This is a genomic window from Pseudoalteromonas sp. 5Ae-yellow, from assembly GCF_014077565.1.
Lineage (GTDB): Bacteria > Pseudomonadota > Gammaproteobacteria > Enterobacterales > Alteromonadaceae > Pseudoalteromonas.
The window spans coordinates 68,581-87,056 of sequence record NZ_JACGWD010000007.1 but is presented as its reverse complement, the minus strand read 5'-3'; the positions used below and the strand labels follow the sequence as shown (position 1 = coordinate 87,056).

Sequence of the window (18,476 nt, the reverse complement as noted above, 5' to 3'; positions counted from 1 at the left end):
TTTAGGCAAGGCAGAGCCTATACAGTGTGGTTATTCCCCATAAATAGGCGATAACGTAGCATTAATGCCAAACAGGCGCTGCCCAAAGGGTTCTTCCTAGGGGCTATTTACTCTTTGTTGCTCGGTTTTGACTTAGCCCACTAGGTTACAAACCTCGCGCCGCGATTAAATAGCCCCTAGTTTGAACAAATTTCAATCCGCAAAGATCAACAGACCCTAGGCTGCAATTTTGCAGCCTTTTTATTGTGTATGTGTTTGGTTAGCTATTTTGCTCACGCGCTACTTGGTTAGGAAGAAGTTCTTCTACTATTTCGCGTGCTGGAAGTGTATAGCGTGTGCCGTCAAACATTACTGAGGTAAACTCGTTAATATTAGTAATGCCTGTTAAGGTCCAGCCTTCGCCGCGCTTTGGGCAATATACTGTGGTAGTGGGTTGTATTACTTGAAAATCGTCACTCATTACGTTCTCTTACTCTTTTTGCTTTAAAGATAATGCTTGTTAATGGGGTATGGTAAGTTAATAATGCCTGCCCATAAAGAGCTAATTTAACTAACCACTTAAATAAAATGTTTAATACCACAAAGCTTGAACGCGTTACGCTGCGTTTAATTACCCACAAACACGCTGCGTGTTTATTTAATATTTTAAACCACCCGCATGTGTCAGAATTTAACGACTACGAAACACCGCTCAGCAAAACACAAATCAAACAATTAATACAAGATGATATTAGCGCCTATTACGAAGGCGAAGTGATTAGAGTGGCAATTGAACATAATACATCTGGGAAGTTAATGGGTACTTGTGGGCTTTATAATTTAACACCGTGTAAAAGTAGTGCGTTTATAGGATTTGAGCTGCACCCCGACTTTTGGGATAAAGGTGTAATGTTTGAAGTAGTCACCGGTTTTATTGAAACGCTACTTAAGGAAATTGCGCTTAAACATTTATCGGCTGAGGTGAGTGCACACAATGCACGTTCCCATAATTTACTTATTAAGTTAGGTTTTAGTTTAAGAGAAAATTCTATTTGGCATAAATCACTTTAACGAAAGACGGCAATTATAAGTGCTTATCTTTTTTCAATCCTGAAAGGTCAACGCCTTCAAGTGTAAATAAAATACAAAAAATAACGGCTTTCTATTATAGTTAAGCGTAAGCAAATGAATTTGTTACCCGTGTTTTATTAAATATTTACGCTTAACAAGGATTTTATATGCTAGAAAAACTATCTCAAGATGCGCTTGTTATTTGGGCTACCATTGACCCAATAGGCACTATGGCGCTGTTTGCTGCGCTTACTTCTCATTTAACAGATCAACAACGTCGTAAAACAGCCTTTAAAACGGTGCTTTATGCTGGTTGCGTACTATTGGGTTCTATTTTAATAGGGCAGCTAATACTTAATGCGATGGGAATTAGGTTGGTGTCGTTTCAGTTAGGGGGTGGAATTATATTGTTTTTGTTTGGCCTGCAAATGATATTTGGAAACGATTCTAACAAAGCTAAACAAGACCCTGATCACGATATAGCAGTGTTTCCGCTAGCTATACCCGCAACGGCGACCCCAGGCGCTATTTTGGCGGTGATACTACTTACCGACAACCACATACACCCAATTACTACTCAAATAGGCACAGCGCTTGTTACACTTGGTGTGTTGGGTATTACTTTAATACTGTTGCTGCTTTCGGGTAAAATAATTAAGCTTATTGGTACTGGCGGCGCGTCTATTTTAACGCGTGTGATGGGGATGATTTTAGCCGCATTTTCGGTTGAGCTTATTATGACCGCGCTTGAAATAAAACAATGGGTTAAGCTCGATTAAATAAATCCTAAATATTTAAAGGAATGCCGCATGGCAATAAAAATAACAAAACACTATTTTATTAATTTAAGTTTAGCCGTAGTCATTTTTGCTATAGGTATTTTAGCCATACGTTATTACAACCATTATGTATCGGCCTATACAGATGTAACAATTAACTCAAGCGTGCTTAATGAGTCGCGCAAAGTGTTTATAAGATTACCCGCTAATTACAATCCTAACAAAGCGTATCCGTTAATTATTAAAACCGATGGTAACTTTAATTTAGATACATGGGACAAAGCACTTACAAAACAAGCTAAGAGCGAAAAAGGGGAGAAGGCTATATTGGTGTCTATTCCTAATTTGTTTTTTACAGATACACGTAATCGCGATTTAGTGCCTCCTTATGCTCGCCAAGATGTAAATACACAAGCGCGCACAGAAAATGAAACACTTATTGAACCAAATGGTGAAGCCGACAAGTTTTTAGCGTTTATTGAAACTGAGTTACTCCCTTATCTATCAGCAAAATATAAGCTTAGTAATAACCGTGTTTTAAGTGGTTTTTCGGCAGGTGGTAGCTTTGTACTTTATACGCTGCATACAAAGCCTGAATTGTTTAATGGCTATTTTGCTTTTAGCCCTGCGGCTTGGTATGACGATATGACCGTAGTTAATAATGTAGAAGCGTTTTTAAGTGCCCAAGATAACAAAGTGAAGTCGTCTACATATTTATATCTTTCGGTGGGCGGGGCAGAGCATCCGCTAATGTTAAAAGCGTTTAGTAATTTAGAGGCCGCTTTATCAACCAATCCTAACAATAACCTTGTGTGGCAAAGTGATATAAACAAAGGTGCTGAGCATTCAGATACTCCATCAATTAGTGTGGCTAAGGCATTAGCTGGTTATAGTACGTTTATTAAAAAGTAAGATAGATTGGTTTAAGTGATAACTGTATATACATACAGTTATCGTTGTTTTATCTATTTATGATAACGAATCAACTTTATAACACTTTACTTAGTTCAATATTATTAACGACTTACAAAGAAAGGTAGGTTTAAATTATTTTTTCACAGCAATCACATGTACTGTTCTTATATACAGTACATGACTATTGAATTAGAATACCGTCAGTACCCATGAGCATATACCACACCTATATGTGACTGCTTTTAAGCAGCCTTAGGTATTTGTGATCAGTAAAAAGCAGTGTCAGTACTTTGCAATTTCAATATAGTTTCACCTTCTTTTTATACTCTTAATGCAGTTAATATAAGTTGGCTGGTGGCTTTACAGTAAAAGAACACATCATACTAAATATTTCTATAACGTTAAACTTAGCAATAAAGTCAAATTATAAAAAGTAATCAAGGAGGTAGTCAAAATAATAAAGCCTGCGATAACTACATCCACTAAAATTATAAATGGCGAGTGTGGACTATGAGTGATTAATTAAAGTTTTCCTCGCTCATTGTAATGAGCAGCAAAATGGTAAACGTAAAAAATAGGGGCATCGTGAATGGTGCTATTACAAATTAAAAAAGCAGATACCAATGCGGCTGTTAATGCCTTTTTTGAAATAGCCTTAAATGCAAAATCGAGTATTGAAAAAAGTATGGAAAAATAAAAAAAGCCCAGTTAAAAGGGCTAAAAGGGCTAAAAGGGTTGTGCTTAGGGAAGTTGTAGTCGTTTTATAAACTTATATTTAAAACTTATATCTAAAACCAAATGCTATACCGTCATCTTCCGACTGCTCCATTTGTGCTTGTTGCTCTTTGTTATCGCTTTCAAAGTCGCTAAAGTCTTTACGCGCTTCTACGTAGGCAATAGTGTCTTCGTCAATTAAGTAGTGAAGGCCAATAACAGCAAACTGACGCTTAAATACATCGTCTGGGTCGGCGTTAAAGTTTGGCTGAATTACGTAATCATCACCAGCATCAAACACGTTGTAGGCAATAAAAGGGCGAAAATCGTTATCAAAGCGGTAAGATGCAAATGTTTCTACACCGATTGCGTCTTTAATTAAGCGACCAATGTTATCTGTGTCGTGGTTTTTGTTTTTATTTACGTTGGCTGCAACGTATAGGCCGGGCTCATCAATGTTGCCCCACATAATACCTGCACCATAAATTAAATCTTCAACATTGCGAGTAGAACCATCGCCAAACGTTAAATCAAACTCACCACGGTTAACACCTGCTGTAAGTGTTAGCATGTTAGTTGGGGTATAAGTTACAGACGCACCAAATGTGTAATTAAATTCAACTTCTTGGGCTGCACTATCGCCAGAGTTCCAAAGTGCTTCACATTCTTCTTCTGAAATGTCGGTTACGTCACAGGTATAAAATTCGCTGTTTTTAAGCTGTGCTTGTACTGCAAAACTAAAATCGTTATAGCTATTGCGGTACTGCACTAATTTATCTCCACGGCCAGTGCCATTAACAGCGCCATCGTCTTTGTTATAGGTGTAAACACCAGCCGCATTACCATCCCATACAAAGCTATTATTTGTGCCGTAAACTACGTCGTACCATGCACCCCATTGTTTACCAATAGTTAGTTGCCCGTACTTTTCATGCGAAAGCCCTGCGTAACCTAAACGGTTATACAAAAACTCATCCTGGATAGACTCAAAACGATTGTTATAAATAATATCGCTGCTGCCAACAGGGTTTACACCCTAAGGGATCCCCAAAAATAATTATTAAATTTCAATCACATCACTCACATCCATATTTTTCCAATCGAGTTGCACTACCACCTGTACGAAATAGGCTAGCCCTTCCAAGTAATCTCGCCGCCGCAGCTTAATGGACTGTTTTTTGAAGTATCGCAACCCAACAAATGCCCATGACACTACTCGCCTGTTTTTGCTTGAGTTAGCTTGAAAAGCCCCTGTCTTTCCTGCTTTGTCTATCACAGCACCCAGCATCATTGAGAACCAATGAGCCAATGTTGCGAGCAGTAAAAGTATGTCTAATCGATAGAGTTTGTTCGTTCTGTGCAGATCTGAGCCTAAGCCGAACCTAACACTTTTTTGGTCTCGAAACCCTGCCTCTATCTGCATTCTCATTCCATATAGCTTGAGCACCTTTTCGAGAAAGTGGTGTCTTTTTGGAAGAGAAGAAACGAGTAGCCAAGGCTCCTTATAACCGCGTTTTTTATCTCTTTTTAATAACTTATGTCCCTTGCCAACCAACACTGCATGAGTTTGATATTTTGCACTTTTGGTCAGCTCGGTCGCGCCAAGATACTGGCTCTTACGCTGATTGTTCTTGAATAGTGACTGGCATGGAATAAACTCATCGCTGTCCTGCGTTTTCAAATGTGCCGTACCACGAACCCGACTAATATAATGCAAGCCATTGTTCCGCACGGCTTTGAGCCAGGGGACTTTAAAGCCCGCATCCGTCACAATCACGGGGCGGCAATCACTCGGCAAGATCAGTTTGAGCATCTTTAAAAACCGTTTTTGCACTTTTGGGCAATGATATTGAAAGCTGAATGCACTTTCCTGATACAGGGTTAAAGAGCGACCTTCACTGACAATGCTGGCACGCAGAATACAGTATTTGGTTTGTGTATCAGCATGGCTCCAATCGACCAAAATGACGGGATGCTTTTCAGTGACCACAAAACGGCTTAAGCGAACATAAACCGATATCGATTCAAGCAAAAGCTCATTGTTACTGAGTAGTCGGTCAATACGTTTAATATCATGTTTTTCAGTTGTTTTTGAATCCAAATTGCGGCCGATAGACGTCAAGGTGCATTGCTGACAGTGCAAAAGAGATTTAACGGCAGCGACTAGAGTATTAAATCTGGCTTTATGAATAGAGTTAGGGGTGACAGCGCGGAGCATATTGTGCAAAATAGTAGACGCATTCATGGTGTTTAGTTCTGTTGTTTTTAAGCGATTCATAAGATCACAAAACACCATGAATGTTCCCTCACTACCCACATTTTTTAATACTGTTAGTTCATTGATATGTAAAGGCTAATTCTGGGGATACTTTAGGTTTACACCCCATTCTACGAGTGCGAGTGCGGTCCAGTCTTTCTTAAGCTTTCGGGTAAATCCAAAGTTAATGCGCGAAGTACCGTTAACAACTTCGGTTTCGTTTTGTGTATTAATAACACGCACATCAAGATATCCACCAACTTCAACAGTATTTTTGTCATCTTTGTATAATTCTACTGCCGAAACAGCGGGTGCGAATACAATACTTGCGCTAAAAAGCGTCGCTAATTTTTTGCTCATCTTGTGTGTTGCCCTGTGTAAATTGGTCAATTTTTTACGTAGGTAAAAATTCAGATTCGAAGACTAACAAAGCAATAAACGGCTCAAAAGTGAAAAATACTCAATAAAATTAACTGTTAAACTTAACGGATATTCACTAAAGGTTAATTTTGTTTTTCAGGTGTTGCAAAAGTTTATGTTTTTAATGGTTTGATAGGTAAATAGGATGAGGAATTAGCGATGTGTAAAAATTGTAATTTGAATTAATTTCATCTTGGTTAAAAAGTAGTAACTAGTGCAAAAGCTCTAAAAGTACTTTATTTTCATAATTATAACTTTTTATTATTATAGGGTGAACAAAAATGAGTTAAGTAAACACACAAACACGTTAAAAGTGTTTTTACTCTAATTTGTATCGTAATTTCTAATCTCTTATGCCTGTTTGTAAAACATACTTTATGGATTTTAATTAGAATAAGTTGAATAAAGATTAACGAAACCATTAAATCTAATCCGTTATTTTTACTACTAACTACATAGCCATAATAAATGGCTAAAACGCAGTATTTTGCTTTTAAACTTTCATAGAAAAACAGGCCATTTTGGTTTAAACTGCGCGCAATTTAAATACATCATTACTCCTTTGGAGGGTAGCGCTATTATTAGTACAGCTAATGTCACCATGCAATTTGGTGCTAAACCATTATTTGAAAATATCTCAGCAAAATTTGGCGATGGTAACCGTTACGGTTTAATCGGTGCAAATGGTTGTGGTAAATCAACATTTATGAAAATTTTAAGTGGTGAGCTTGAAGCGTCTTCAGGTAATGTAAGTACTGATCCTAACGAACGCGTTGCTAAACTTAATCAAGATCAGTTTGCCTACGAAGAATACTCAGTAATCGATACCGTAATTATGGGCCACAAAGAGCTGTGGGAAATCAAACAAGAACGTGACCGTATTTACTCTTTACCTGAAATGAGTGAAGAAGACGGTATGAAAGTAGCCGATCTTGAAACTGAATTTGCTGAAATGGATGGTTACTCTGCGGAATCTAAAGCAGGTGAGCTTTTATTAGGTGTAGGTATTGGCACTGACCAACACTTTGGCCCAATGTCAGAAATTGCACCGGGTTTTAAGCTGCGCGTGCTACTTGCACAGGTATTGTTTTCAGACCCAGACATTATGCTACTTGATGAGCCTACTAATAACTTGGATATTTACACCATCAAGTGGTTAGAAGACGTGTTAAATCAGCGCGACTGTACCATGATAATCATCTCGCATGACCGTCACTTTTTAAACTCTGTGTGTACACACATGGCCGACATTGACTACGGCGAGCTTCGTATTTACCCAGGTAATTATGACGAATACATGTTTGCAGCAACGCAAGCACGTGAGCAATTACTTAACGAAAATGCGAAAAAGAAAAACCAAATTGCTGAACTTCAACAGTTTGTATCTCGTTTCTCTGCTAACGCATCTAAAGCTAAGCAAGCAACATCGCGCGCTAAACGTATCGACAAAATCCAATTAGACGAAGTTAAAGCATCTTCACGCCAAACGCCGTTTATCCGTTTTGATCAAGAAAAGCAGTTATTCAGAAACGCACTTGAAATGACAAACTTAACACAAGGTTTTGACGACAATACGTTGTTTTCTGGACTTGAAGGTTTAGTAGAAGTTGGCGAACGTATTGCTATTATTGGTGAAAATGGTGTTGGTAAAACAACATTACTTAATACATTAGCAGGGCGCTTAGCCCCTAAAGCTGGTGAGTTTAAGTTCTCAGAAAACGCGAATATTGGTTACTACGCGCAAGATCACGCTGATGAGTTTGCAACCGACATGAACTTGTTTCAGTGGATGGAGCAATGGCAACAAGAAGGCGACGACGAGCAAGTGGTTCGTAGCTTCTTAGGCCGTATGTTATTCTCTCAAAACGATATTAAAAAATCAGTTAAAGTAATTTCAGGTGGTGAGCAAGGCCGCATGTTGTTTGGTAAAATTATGATGCATAAGCCAAACATATTGTTAATGGATGAGCCAACTAACCACATGGATATGGAATCAATTGAAGCGCTTAACTTAGCCCTTGAAGCTTACGAGGGCACATTGATGTTTGTTTCCCACGACCGTCAGTTTGTATCATCGGTTGCAACCCGAATTTGGGAAATTAAAGACGGTAAAGTTATCGACTTTAGAGGCAACTACGCAGAATACCTAGCGAGTAAAGAAGCTTAATTAGTTATTTACCCGTTAACTCTAAAAAGCCATGTTTAAACATGGCTTTTTTTGTTTTTGTGAGTCGCAATTAAACTTGGTTTGGGTATAATACCCGCCTAAAACCGGACATAAGTCCGCTATTTTTAAAATACATTACTGAGGAGTATTTATGACTGTTGGCATTATTATGGGTTCTAAATCAGATTGGCCAACCATGGAACATGCAGCACTTATGCTAGAGCATTTTGGCATTAAGTACGAAACCAAAGTCGTGTCTGCACACCGCACTCCTCAATTACTTGCTGATTACGCAAGTTCAGCCGCAGAACGTGGTATTAAAGTTATTATTGCTGGCGCTGGCGGCGCTGCGCATTTACCAGGTATGGCAGCTGCTTTTACGTCGCTTCCTGTACTTGGCGTACCTGTAAAATCAAAAGCATTAAATGGTGTTGATTCACTTTTATCTATTTGCCAAATGCCTAAAGGTGTTGCGGTAGGTACGCTTGCCATTGGTGAGCCGGGCGCAGCAAATGCGGGTTTATTAGCTGCACAAATTTTAGGATGTCAAAATCCAGAAATTTTTGCAAAAATTGAAGCGTTTCGTAAAGCGCAAACCGACACTATATTAGCTAATCCAAACCCTGCAGAGTAATAATGAATATTTTAATATTAGGTGCAGGGCAACTTGCACGTATGATGAGCCTTGCAGGCGCGCCGCTTAATTTAAACGTTGTTGCATACGATGTAGGCAGTAAAAAAATTGTGCACCCGCTAACTGGTGACATTTATAACACGTCGCTTGAGCAAGCAATATCAAACGCTGATGCCATTACTGCCGAGTTTGAACACATTCCTGATGACGTACTAACACTTTGCTGTAACAGTAATAAGTTTTACCCAGGAAAAGCCGCTATTAAAACCGGTGGCGATCGCTCGCTTGAAAAGGCATTGCTTGATAAAACAAACGTAACTTGTGCGCCGTACCAATTAATTACTGAAAAAGCGCATTTAGAACTTGCCGTTAAAACTCTAGGTAAACCACTTGTAATTAAAACATGCCAAGCGGGTTACGACGGAAAAGGCCAATGGCGTTTAAAATCGGATGATCAAATAGACGAAATTTGGTCACAAATGGCTGATTTTATTGCATCAGGCACCGAGCTTGCGCCACATACGATTATTGCTGAAAAAATGATCCCGTTTGATCGTGAAGTATCTATCATTGGTGCGCGCGACAAACACGGTAATGTTGCTATATATCCGCTAACAGAAAACGAGCACACTAATGGTGTGTTAACGCTTTCTATTGCTGGTAAAAATAATCAAAGTGTTGAAGCGCAAGCAAACGATGCATTTACAAAAATAGCAAATGAGCTTAACTACGTTGGCGTGTTAGCTATTGAGTTTTTTGATGTACATGGCACGTTACTCGTTAACGAAATTGCACCGCGCGTACATAACTCAGGCCATTGGACGCAACAAGGTTGCCATTGCTCGCAGTTTGAAAACCACATGCGCGCTGTTGCAGGCTTACCGCTTGGTAATACAGAGCTTAAACACATTACCGCGATGATAAACGTATTAAGCCAACCACGTATTCCAAGTGAAGTATTAAAAACGGTTGATGTAACGAGCCATTGGTACGGTAAAACTGCAAAACCAGGTCGTAAAATGGGCCATATAAACGTATCGGCCACTAGCATGAACGATCTAGCAGATAAATTAGGTGAGCTTACTGAATATTTACCTGAGCAAGACTACCCAGGTATTTTAAAAGCGGCAGCTAACATAATTCTTCATTAAATGGCTAAACGTTTTATTAAATGCCGAGCTTGCTCGGCATTTTTTTTGTACTTAAAAAAAGCGCAAGGTTACCTAGATTGTGAAATAATGATTGCGTCTAAAATTTTACAGTGAAATTATTTAATGAAACTTAAAGCAATTTATAGCGCACTACTTGTTGCCGCTTCTTTTAGTCCTTTTTTTAGTAACAGTGCATTTGCAGCAGACTCTCTTCGTGTTGCTACTTTTAATGTAAGTATGGATGCAACTAATCACACACCTAAAGGTGAGCAAGTTAGAAGTGATGCTTTAGTTAATGCACTTAAAGCAAACCACCAGCAAATTAAGAATATAGCGGAAATTATTCAACGTGTTCGCCCTGACATTATTTTACTTAACGAATTTGATTACATCCCAAAAGAGCAGGGAATTGAATACTTTAATCAACATTATTTAAATGTAGGTCAGCAAAAACAAGCCGCTATTAATTACCCTTACTCTTACATTGCACCAGTAAATACAGGCCTAGCTACCGAGTTTGATTTAGATAACGATGGCAAAAAAAATGGCGTGATGGGCGATGCACAAGGCTTTGGCTTTTTTGAAGGGCATTATGGTATGGCTATTTTGTCAAAATACCCAATTAATTTTGATAAAGTAAGAACCCTTCAAACCTTTAAATATAAAGACATGCCAAATGCACAAATGCCTGTGATGCCTAAAACAGGTGAAAACTGGTATAACGCACAAGAATGGCAAGCACTTAGACTCAGTTCTAAATCGTTTTGGGATTTACCTATTAACGTAAATGATAAAACAATTCATGTTATTGCATCTCACCCAACACCGCCTGTATTTGACGGTGAAGAGGATAGAAACGGCAAGCGTAACCACGATGAAGTAAGGTTAATTGCCGATTACGTTTCAAATGCTAAGTATATTTACGACGATAAAGGCGAAAAGGGCGGTTTAAAAACTCACTCTCGTTTTGTTATTTTAGGCGATTTAAATGCAGCCCCTGAGGGGGACAAAGCCCGTACAAATACCACCGAGCAATTACTTAAAAACCCACTTATCAACGCAAGCTTTGTTCCAAAAAGCGAAGGTGCTAAAGAGCAGTATGATGTGCCTTATGCACAAAATTACAGTGCTAATTGGCAAGCCCGTGTTGATTACGTTTTACCGTCAAACTATGGTTTAAAAATTAAGGGTGGTGGTGTGTTTTGGCCTACTAAAGCGAGTAGTGAATATCGTTTAATTAAAAATAGAAACGCATCGAGCGATCACCGACTGGTTTGGCTTGATTTGGTAATTGAATAACGCCTATTAACAAGAGAAGCGCTAGTAAACTGAGCTTTACCCTGTTTAATGGCTATTTATCTTAAAAAATTGCAATAACTTAAGTGCTTCTGCTTAAATACGGCTTAATTATAATAACCGTATAGAAGCACTATGATTTTTAATTTTTCTTCATCTAAAACGTTAGTGGCCTTAGCTGTTGCCTCAAGTGTTATGCTTGCAGGTTGTAGCGCTACCGCTAACACCTCTTCAACACAGCAAAGTGCTTTACCAGCAAGTAAGGTTGCTGCGGTTGTGAACACGCCAGCAGATATCGGCTCACAAAAAATAACGCTAGAACAAGCAATGGCCGATCCTGATTGGATGGGCAATCAGCCAGAGAACGCTTACTGGGCTAGCGATTCGGCTACTATTATTTATGCTCAAAAAGAGCAAGGTAATACACTACGCAATTTATTTAGCCAATCTGTTACTAGCCAAACAGCAGAGCAGGTAGCTCTTAATAAACTTCATACTGTGGGTTCTAATAAAGCCGTTTATTCTAAAAATAAAACAATGGCGGCTTACACGTTTAAAGGCAATGTGTTTGTTAAAAACCTAAAAACCGGTGAACTTAAGCAAATTACAGCTACATCAGCAAACGAGTCTAAACCACAATTTTTAAATAATGGCGATTTAGTTTACCGCCAAGGCAATGTTTTTTTTAAAGTTGATTTAAAAACAGGCTTAACGAGCGAGCTTGCTAACTTAAAACTTGCTGATGAGCCAAAAGGGATTCAAGAGCCAAGCACGTATATTGCTAAAGAGCAGCATAAATTGATTAAGTTTGTGGCGCTTCAACAAAAAAATAAAAAAGACAAGCAAGCGCGCAGTGAGCAAGTTAATGAACAAAACGATTCAATTGCTAATACGGCTTACTACTTAGGTGACGGTAATAAAGTTGCAGAAGCACAGCTTTCGCCAAATGGTGATGCGCTGTTAGTTGTTGTACAAAAGCAAACAGACTGGCGTGGTGATGGCGATATTATGCCTAACTACATTACAAATGACGCCACTATAGAACCTAAAAAAGCACGCCGCCGTGTAGCCGACGCTAAAGAAGAAACCTCAAAGCTTGTCTACATCAATTTAACTAACAAAGAGCAAACATCACTTAGCTTTAATACCTTACCGGGCTTTGACGAAGATGTTTTAGCCGCAGTTAAAAAAGAAAATTATGCACGTGATGGTAAAACATATAAGTCTAAAAAGGCACCTCGTGGCATTAACCTTATTATGGACTGGGGTTTTGAGCAAAGCCCAATAGTATGGAACGATGACGGCTCGCAAGTGGCTATCATGCTCGAAGCATGGGACAACAAAGACCGCTGGCTTGCTACTGTTGATTTTGAAAACAACAAACTTGTGTCGCAACATCGCCTGCATGACGACGCATGGATTGCTTATGCGTTTAACGACTTTGGGTGGTTACATAACTCAAATACGCTTTATTACCTTTCAGAAGAGTCGGGTTACAGCCAGCTTTATAAAAAACCAATTAATGGCAAAGCAACCGCGCTAACACAAGGCCAATTTGAAGTTTCTAACTTAACGCTTACCAGTGACAACAGCGCAATTTATTATAAAGCGAATGTTGAACACCCAGGCCTGTATGAAATTTACCGTGTTAACCCACAAACAGGTAATAGCGAGCAAGTTACTGACTTAAACGGCATGACCGATTACACGTTGAGCCCAGATGAAACCAAGTTACTCCTTAAGCACTCTACAATTACGATGCCTAATGAGCTTTATGTAGCTGACGCACAAGCCAATACGAAAGCAACGCGATTAACTCATACAGTGTCGGATGAGTTTTTAGCTAAAAAGCTAACTGCACCTAAAATTGTTGCTGTGCCATCTAGCCATACCGAACAACCAATATACGCAAAAGTGTACTACCCAGCTGATTACGTAGAAGGTGAAGTAGGTAAAAATCGCAAAGCAGTTATTTTTAACCACGGCGCGGGTTACTTACAAAACTCACATATGGGATTTTCGGTTTATTTTCGTGAATTTATGTTTCATTCATTGCTCGCTGATGAAGGTTACATAGTAATGGATATGGATTACCGCGCATCTAAAGGTTACGGGCGTGATTGGCGCACCGCAATTTATCGTCAAATGGGAACGCCTGAAACACAAGATTTAGCCGATGGCGTTAAATGGATGGCGCAAAATGCCAACGTTGATACCAAAGCAGTCGGCACTTATGGTGGCTCTTACGGCGGCTTTATGACCTTTATGGCATTGTTTACCGCGCCTGAGTTGTTTCAATCGGGTGCGGCACTTAGACCTGTTACCGATTGGGCACATTACAACACGGGGTACACTGCTAATATATTAAACCATCCTGATGTTGACCCGATTGCGTATGAGCGCAGCTCGCCAATTTATTACGCTGAGGGCTTAAACAAACGTTTATTAATTAATGCCCCAATGGTTGACGATAACGTGTTTTTTCAAGACTCAGTGCGTTTAGTACAGCGCTTAATAGAGCTTGAAAAACAAAACTTTGAAACAGCTATATTCCCTGTTGAACCGCATGGCTTTGTACAGCCTTCAAGCTGGTTAGACGAATACCGCCGTATTCATAAATTATTTAAAGAAACGCTTTAAGCTTTAATTATAAAAACAAAAACGCCGCATTGGTTTAGTTAACTAATGCGGCGTTTTTATTGGGTTGAACAAAATCTAACTTTATTTTTTCTTTTTAAAGAGCTCTATTACCAGTGGTATGGCAAGCAGAGTCCCGCCAATTACACCAATTAAATGTGCATCAATAGCCACAGTGGAGTTAATAAGCTTTCCTATATCAGCATTAGGGCCGCTAAATTGCTCAAACGCTATTTTAATCCATACGCCTATAAATAATAAATAACCCGACTTAAGCCCTACGGTTATATCTTTAACTGCCCCCCAAATAATTACGCCATGCAGCAGAGCACTTAATCCGGTATAAATATGTATGCTTGGGCAAAACCAATACACGCCAAGTCCACACCACAGTGCCAGCGCACTTATATTAACGGCGTAACGAGTAGGTGATGTGTATTCGCCATGTAGTAACCATATTAGTAAAACACCACTGGCATTTAGTCCCAAATGAGCCCAATTAGCATGAACAAATTGGCTAGAAAAGATTCGCCACAGTTCGCCATCATCAATTAGGCTTCGGTTAAATTCAAGTAAACTATTTAAATCAAATGCAGCAAAAATGGTACTAAAAAGCAGCAAAATAATAGGCGGTAATATATAACGAGGTTGAATAGGTAAATTAAGCATTTTATTATATTTTTTTAGTCAAAATTTTTGCATATTGTGCCCGTTTAACTTTAAGATGCCAAATACAACTACGTAATTAAGTGTTTTTAGTATTTTTATGCATTTTAAACTTAACTCATTATTTGCCATTGGACTGTGCGCAGTATCACTGCCTTCATTTGCACAGCAAGCAACTCAAATTGAAACTCGCGAACCTGAAGCTGCTACCGGATTAATCCATAAAAAAGTAGTGCAAGGTGATAAATACATGGTAGCTGCGGCAAATCCATATGCCTCAAAAGCCGGTCAACAAATTTTAGCCCAAGGCGGCAGTGCTGTAGATGCTGCGATTGCTACTCAACTAGTGCTTACTTTAGTTGAACCGCAATCCTCAGGTATTGGCGGTGGTACATTTATGATGTATTACAACAAAGCTAACAATAAATTGACTAGTTTTGATGGCCGCGAAACTGCACCTGCAAATGCAGACGAAACGCTGTTTTTAGATAAACACGGTAAAGCCGTTAAATGGATTGAAGCTGTAGTAGGCGGACGCTCTGTTGGTGTGCCTGGTATTTTACACGCCTTTGCAAGCGCACATAAACAATACGGTACATTACCGTGGGAAGCGCTTTTTAAACCGGCTATTGAACTTGCAGAACAAGGATTTGTAGTTTCGCCGCGTTTACATGGCTTATTAGCCCGACAGTTAAACCCTGGCGTGTTGAGCATGCCAATTATTAACGAATACTTTTACCCAAATGGTAAATTAATTGAAGTGGGTAGTGTTAAAAAGAATCAACCACTTGCTGATTTGTACAAAGACATTGCAAAGCAGGGCATTGATGCATTTTACAAAGGCGAAAATGCAAAACAAATGGTTAATGCGGTACAACACTCTAAAATTGCCCCTGGTAAATTAAGCGTACAAGATTTAGCAGATTATAAAAGTAAAGAGCGCGATGCGGTATGTATTCAATACCGTGCTTATAACGTGTGTTCTATGGCACCACCAAGTAGTGGCGGCGTAGCAGTACTGCAAATGCTTGGCTTGCTTGAACATAAAGATATGAGCGCACTTAAGCCAAATGGCGAAAAGGCGATTCATTACTTTAGCCAAGCTTCGCGTATTGCATTTGCCGATCGCGATATGTACATGGGCGATCCCGATTTTACTCAAGTACCTACACAAGAGCTCTTAAACAAAGATTATATTGCCTCACGCGCTAAATTAATTACCGAAACAGACCAAAAAGCCGTAGCAGGTAATCCTGTAGGGTACTTAAGTTATGCAATGGATGATTCATACGAGTTACCTTCTACCTCACATGTATCTATAGTAGATAGTAAAGGTAATGCCGTTTCGATGACTAGTTCAATTGAAATGGCGTTTGGCTCCACGGTTATGGTTAATGGCTTTATTTTAAATAACCAACTAACTGACTTTTCGTTATCGCCACGTAAAAACGGCAAGCTTGTAGCAAACCGTGTAGAGGCTGGTAAACGCCCGCGTAGCTCTATGTCACCGGTAATGGTATTTAATAAAGATGGCAGCTTACGTTTAATTGTAGGCTCACCTGGTGGTAGCCGTATCATCGATTACGTTGCACAAGTTGTTGTGGGTGTTATTGACTGGAATTTATCAGCGCAAGACGCCATTAACTTACCGCGTACAACAAATCGTAACGATTACACCAGCCTTGAAAAAGGCACAACCATTGAAGCCATTGCGCCTGCGCTTACTAAACGCGGCCACAATGTACGTATTATTGATTTAAACTCAGGCTTACACGCAGTTGAAGTTAAAAATAATACCTTATATGGTGGCGCTGATCCGCGCCGTGAAGGTGTTGCGTTATCTGATTTAACTGATAATAGCGCCACTATCAAATTTTAAATTATGTATAATATACATGCGGGCAGTGAAGCCCGCATGTATTTTCTCTCAATGGTCTGACTAGCTTAATTGTCGTTGCAATTAAACCTCTAACACTGATAATGACAGATCATAACTTAAGACTCCGTTAAAGCCTGGAAATATGACAACTAATACTGATCCTAACTACTTATATATTCATCATTCTGGCCCTGGCCTAATTGAAACACCGCTATTAAATAAAGGCAGCGCCTTTAGTAAAAAAGAACGCGAAAATTTCAATCTTGCTGGTTTACTTCCTCCTCGCTTTGAAACAATAGAAGAGCAAGTTGAGCGTTGTTATCAGCAGTATTCTAGCTTTACCGACAACCTTAATAAGCATATTTACTTACGTGCGATTCAAGATAACAACGAAACACTTTACTACCGTTTAGTGCGTGACCACCTTGAAGAAATGATGCCAATCATTTACACACCGACAGTGGGCGATGCTTGTGAAAAATTCTCTGACATTTATCGCAGCGCACGTGGCTTATTTATTTCGTATGAAGATCGCTACCAAATTGACGACATTTTACGCAACGCTACCAAAGGTAAAGTAAAAGTTATTGTTGTAACCGATGGCGAGCGTATTTTAGGCCTTGGCGATCAGGGTATTGGTGGCATGGGTATTCCAATTGGTAAATTGTCACTTTACACAGCGTGTGGTGGTATAAGCCCAGCATACACATTGCCTGTAATGCTTGATGTGGGTACTAATAACGAAAAGCTTTTAAACGATCCTATGTACATGGGCGCACGCCATAAGCGAATTGCTCAAGACGAATATGATGAGTTTTTAGATTTATTCATTAAAGCGGTTAAACGTCGCTGGCCAAATGTATTACTTCAGTTTGAAGATTTTGCACAGCCAAATGCAATGCCATTACTTAAGCGCTACCGCAATGAAATTTGTAGCTTTAACGATGACATTCAAGGTACTGCGGCTGTAACGGTCGGTTCTTTACTTGCTGCGTGTCGTGTTAAAAATTCAACCCTAAGCCAGCAAAAAGTAGTTTTTGTGGGTGCAGGCTCTGCTGGTTGTGGTATTGCTGAGCAAATTATTAGCCAAATGGTTTTTGAAGGTATTTCAGAAGCACAAGCGCGTAGCCAAGTATTTATGGTTGACCGTTTTGGTTTGCTTAGTGAGGGTATGGAAGGCTTACGCGATTTCCAACAAGCACTTGCACAACCTACAGGCTCGTTAAGTGATTGGACGTACAGCGGCCAGTACGCATCACTTCTGGATGTTATGCACTGTGCTGAGCCTGACATTTTGATTGGTGTTTCTGGTCAACCTGGCTTATTTACAGAACAAGTAATACGCGCTATGCATGCCGGTTGTGAACAGCCAATTATTTTCCCATTAAGTAATCCATCTAAGCAAGTAGAAGCGCATCCTGCTGATGTGATTAAGTGGACTGACGGTAAAGCACTTGTTGCCACAGGTAGCCCATTTGATCCTGTTGAGTACAATGGCGAAACGTTCCCAATCCCACAATGTAACAACAGTTATATTTTCCCGGGTATTGGTTTAGGGGTTATTGCCGCTAAAGCGACACGCATTACAGATGCAATGTTAAGTGTATCTAGCGAAATGCTTGCAGAGTCGTCGCCGCGTGCAAACACAGGTAAAGGTAGTTTATTACCAGCCTTGACTGAAATTGAAACGCTAAGTAAACGTATTGCATTTGCCATCGCTAAAAAGGCAATCGAAGAGGGCGTTGCTCTTGAGATTACGGATGATGCGTTATGGGCAGCAATCGACAAAAATTACTGGTTACCAAAATACCGTAACTATAAACGTTGTAGTGTTTAATTAGGTTTATAAGTAATTAAAAATAAATAACGTTGTAGGCACAGTTACAATGCTTAACAAAAAACAGGCAATTG

13 protein-coding genes and 2 pseudogenes are annotated in these 18,476 nt (G+C 39.4%); 10 read left to right on the top strand and 5 right to left on the bottom strand.

Annotated elements, in window-relative coordinates:
* Nucleotides 1-259: 259 nt before the first annotated feature.
* Nucleotides 260-460, bottom strand: a complete 201-nt coding sequence (locus tag H4J63_RS03700) for a hypothetical protein (RefSeq protein WP_182194607.1) — start codon at nt 458-460, stop codon at nt 260-262.
* A gap of 107 nt (nt 461-567) precedes the next feature.
* Between H4J63_RS03700 and H4J63_RS03695 the strand changes: the two genes are divergently transcribed.
* The 3 genes from H4J63_RS03695 to H4J63_RS03685 all read left to right on the top strand — a co-directional run bounded on the left by H4J63_RS03695 (nt 568) and on the right by H4J63_RS03685 (nt 2,741).
* On the top strand, nt 568-1,050 hold the full coding sequence (locus H4J63_RS03695) for a GNAT family N-acetyltransferase (protein WP_182194604.1): 483 nt from the start codon (nt 568-570) through the stop codon (nt 1,048-1,050).
* A 167-nt stretch (nt 1,051-1,217) separates the two neighbouring features.
* Entirely contained in the window at nt 1,218-1,829 is a 612-nt protein-coding gene (locus H4J63_RS03690; protein WP_024593948.1) for a MarC family protein, read from the top strand.
* Nucleotides 1,830-1,859: 30 nt separating this feature from the next.
* On the top strand, nt 1,860-2,741 hold the full coding sequence (locus tag H4J63_RS03685) for an alpha/beta hydrolase (RefSeq protein WP_182194602.1): 882 nt from the start codon (nt 1,860-1,862) through the stop codon (nt 2,739-2,741).
* Nucleotides 2,742-3,519: 778 nt separating this feature from the next.
* On the opposite strand, the pseudogene H4J63_RS03675 reads toward H4J63_RS03685, so the two are convergent.
* The 3 genes and pseudogenes from H4J63_RS03675 to H4J63_RS03665 all read right to left on the bottom strand — a co-directional run.
* Nucleotides 3,520-4,494, bottom strand: a pseudogene (locus H4J63_RS03675) (porin); the annotation flags it as partial.
* Between the two features lie 24 nt (nt 4,495-4,518).
* Entirely contained in the window at nt 4,519-5,736 is a 1,218-nt protein-coding gene (locus H4J63_RS03670) for an IS4 family transposase (RefSeq protein WP_182194599.1), read from the bottom strand.
* 96 nt (nt 5,737-5,832) lie between these two features.
* Nucleotides 5,833-6,075 (bottom strand): annotated as a pseudogene (locus tag H4J63_RS03665) (porin); the annotation flags it as partial.
* A 637-nt stretch (nt 6,076-6,712) separates the two neighbouring features.
* Here H4J63_RS03665 and H4J63_RS03660 point away from each other — a divergent pair.
* From H4J63_RS03660 to H4J63_RS03640, 5 genes are all read left to right on the top strand, one after another.
* Nucleotides 6,713-8,302, top strand: coding sequence for an ABC-F family ATPase (locus tag H4J63_RS03660; RefSeq protein ID WP_076914937.1), 1,590 nt, complete (start codon nt 6,713-6,715; stop codon nt 8,300-8,302).
* A gap of 151 nt (nt 8,303-8,453) precedes the next feature.
* On the top strand, nt 8,454-8,936 hold the full coding sequence (gene purE, locus H4J63_RS03655; RefSeq protein ID WP_002962540.1) for a 5-(carboxyamino)imidazole ribonucleotide mutase: 483 nt from the start codon (nt 8,454-8,456) through the stop codon (nt 8,934-8,936).
* A 2-nt stretch (nt 8,937-8,938) separates the two neighbouring features.
* Nucleotides 8,939-10,087: a 5-(carboxyamino)imidazole ribonucleotide synthase gene (locus H4J63_RS03650; RefSeq protein ID WP_154903094.1), complete on the top strand. Its 1,149-nt coding sequence runs from the start codon at nt 8,939-8,941 to the stop codon at nt 10,085-10,087.
* A gap of 123 nt (nt 10,088-10,210) precedes the next feature.
* Nucleotides 10,211-11,386: an endonuclease/exonuclease/phosphatase family protein gene (locus tag H4J63_RS03645; RefSeq protein WP_154903096.1), complete on the top strand. Its 1,176-nt coding sequence runs from the start codon at nt 10,211-10,213 to the stop codon at nt 11,384-11,386.
* A 132-nt stretch (nt 11,387-11,518) separates the two neighbouring features.
* Complete coding sequence (locus tag H4J63_RS03640) at nt 11,519-14,023, top strand: prolyl oligopeptidase family serine peptidase (protein WP_182194596.1); 2,505 nt, start codon at nt 11,519-11,521, stop codon at nt 14,021-14,023.
* Nucleotides 14,024-14,104: 81 nt separating this feature from the next.
* Here the strand turns inward: H4J63_RS03640 and rrtA are convergent, their stop codons facing one another.
* Nucleotides 14,105-14,689, bottom strand: a complete 585-nt coding sequence (gene rrtA / locus H4J63_RS03635) for a rhombosortase (RefSeq protein ID WP_182194594.1) — start codon at nt 14,687-14,689, stop codon at nt 14,105-14,107.
* A gap of 97 nt (nt 14,690-14,786) precedes the next feature.
* Between rrtA and ggt the strand changes: the two genes are divergently transcribed.
* Complete coding sequence (gene ggt, locus H4J63_RS03630; protein WP_182194591.1) at nt 14,787-16,565, top strand: gamma-glutamyltransferase; 1,779 nt, start codon at nt 14,787-14,789, stop codon at nt 16,563-16,565.
* 142 nt (nt 16,566-16,707) lie between these two features.
* Nucleotides 16,708-18,402: an NAD-dependent malic enzyme gene (locus H4J63_RS03625; protein WP_154903103.1), complete on the top strand. Its 1,695-nt coding sequence runs from the start codon at nt 16,708-16,710 to the stop codon at nt 18,400-18,402.
* Nucleotides 18,403-18,476 lie beyond the last annotated feature (74 nt).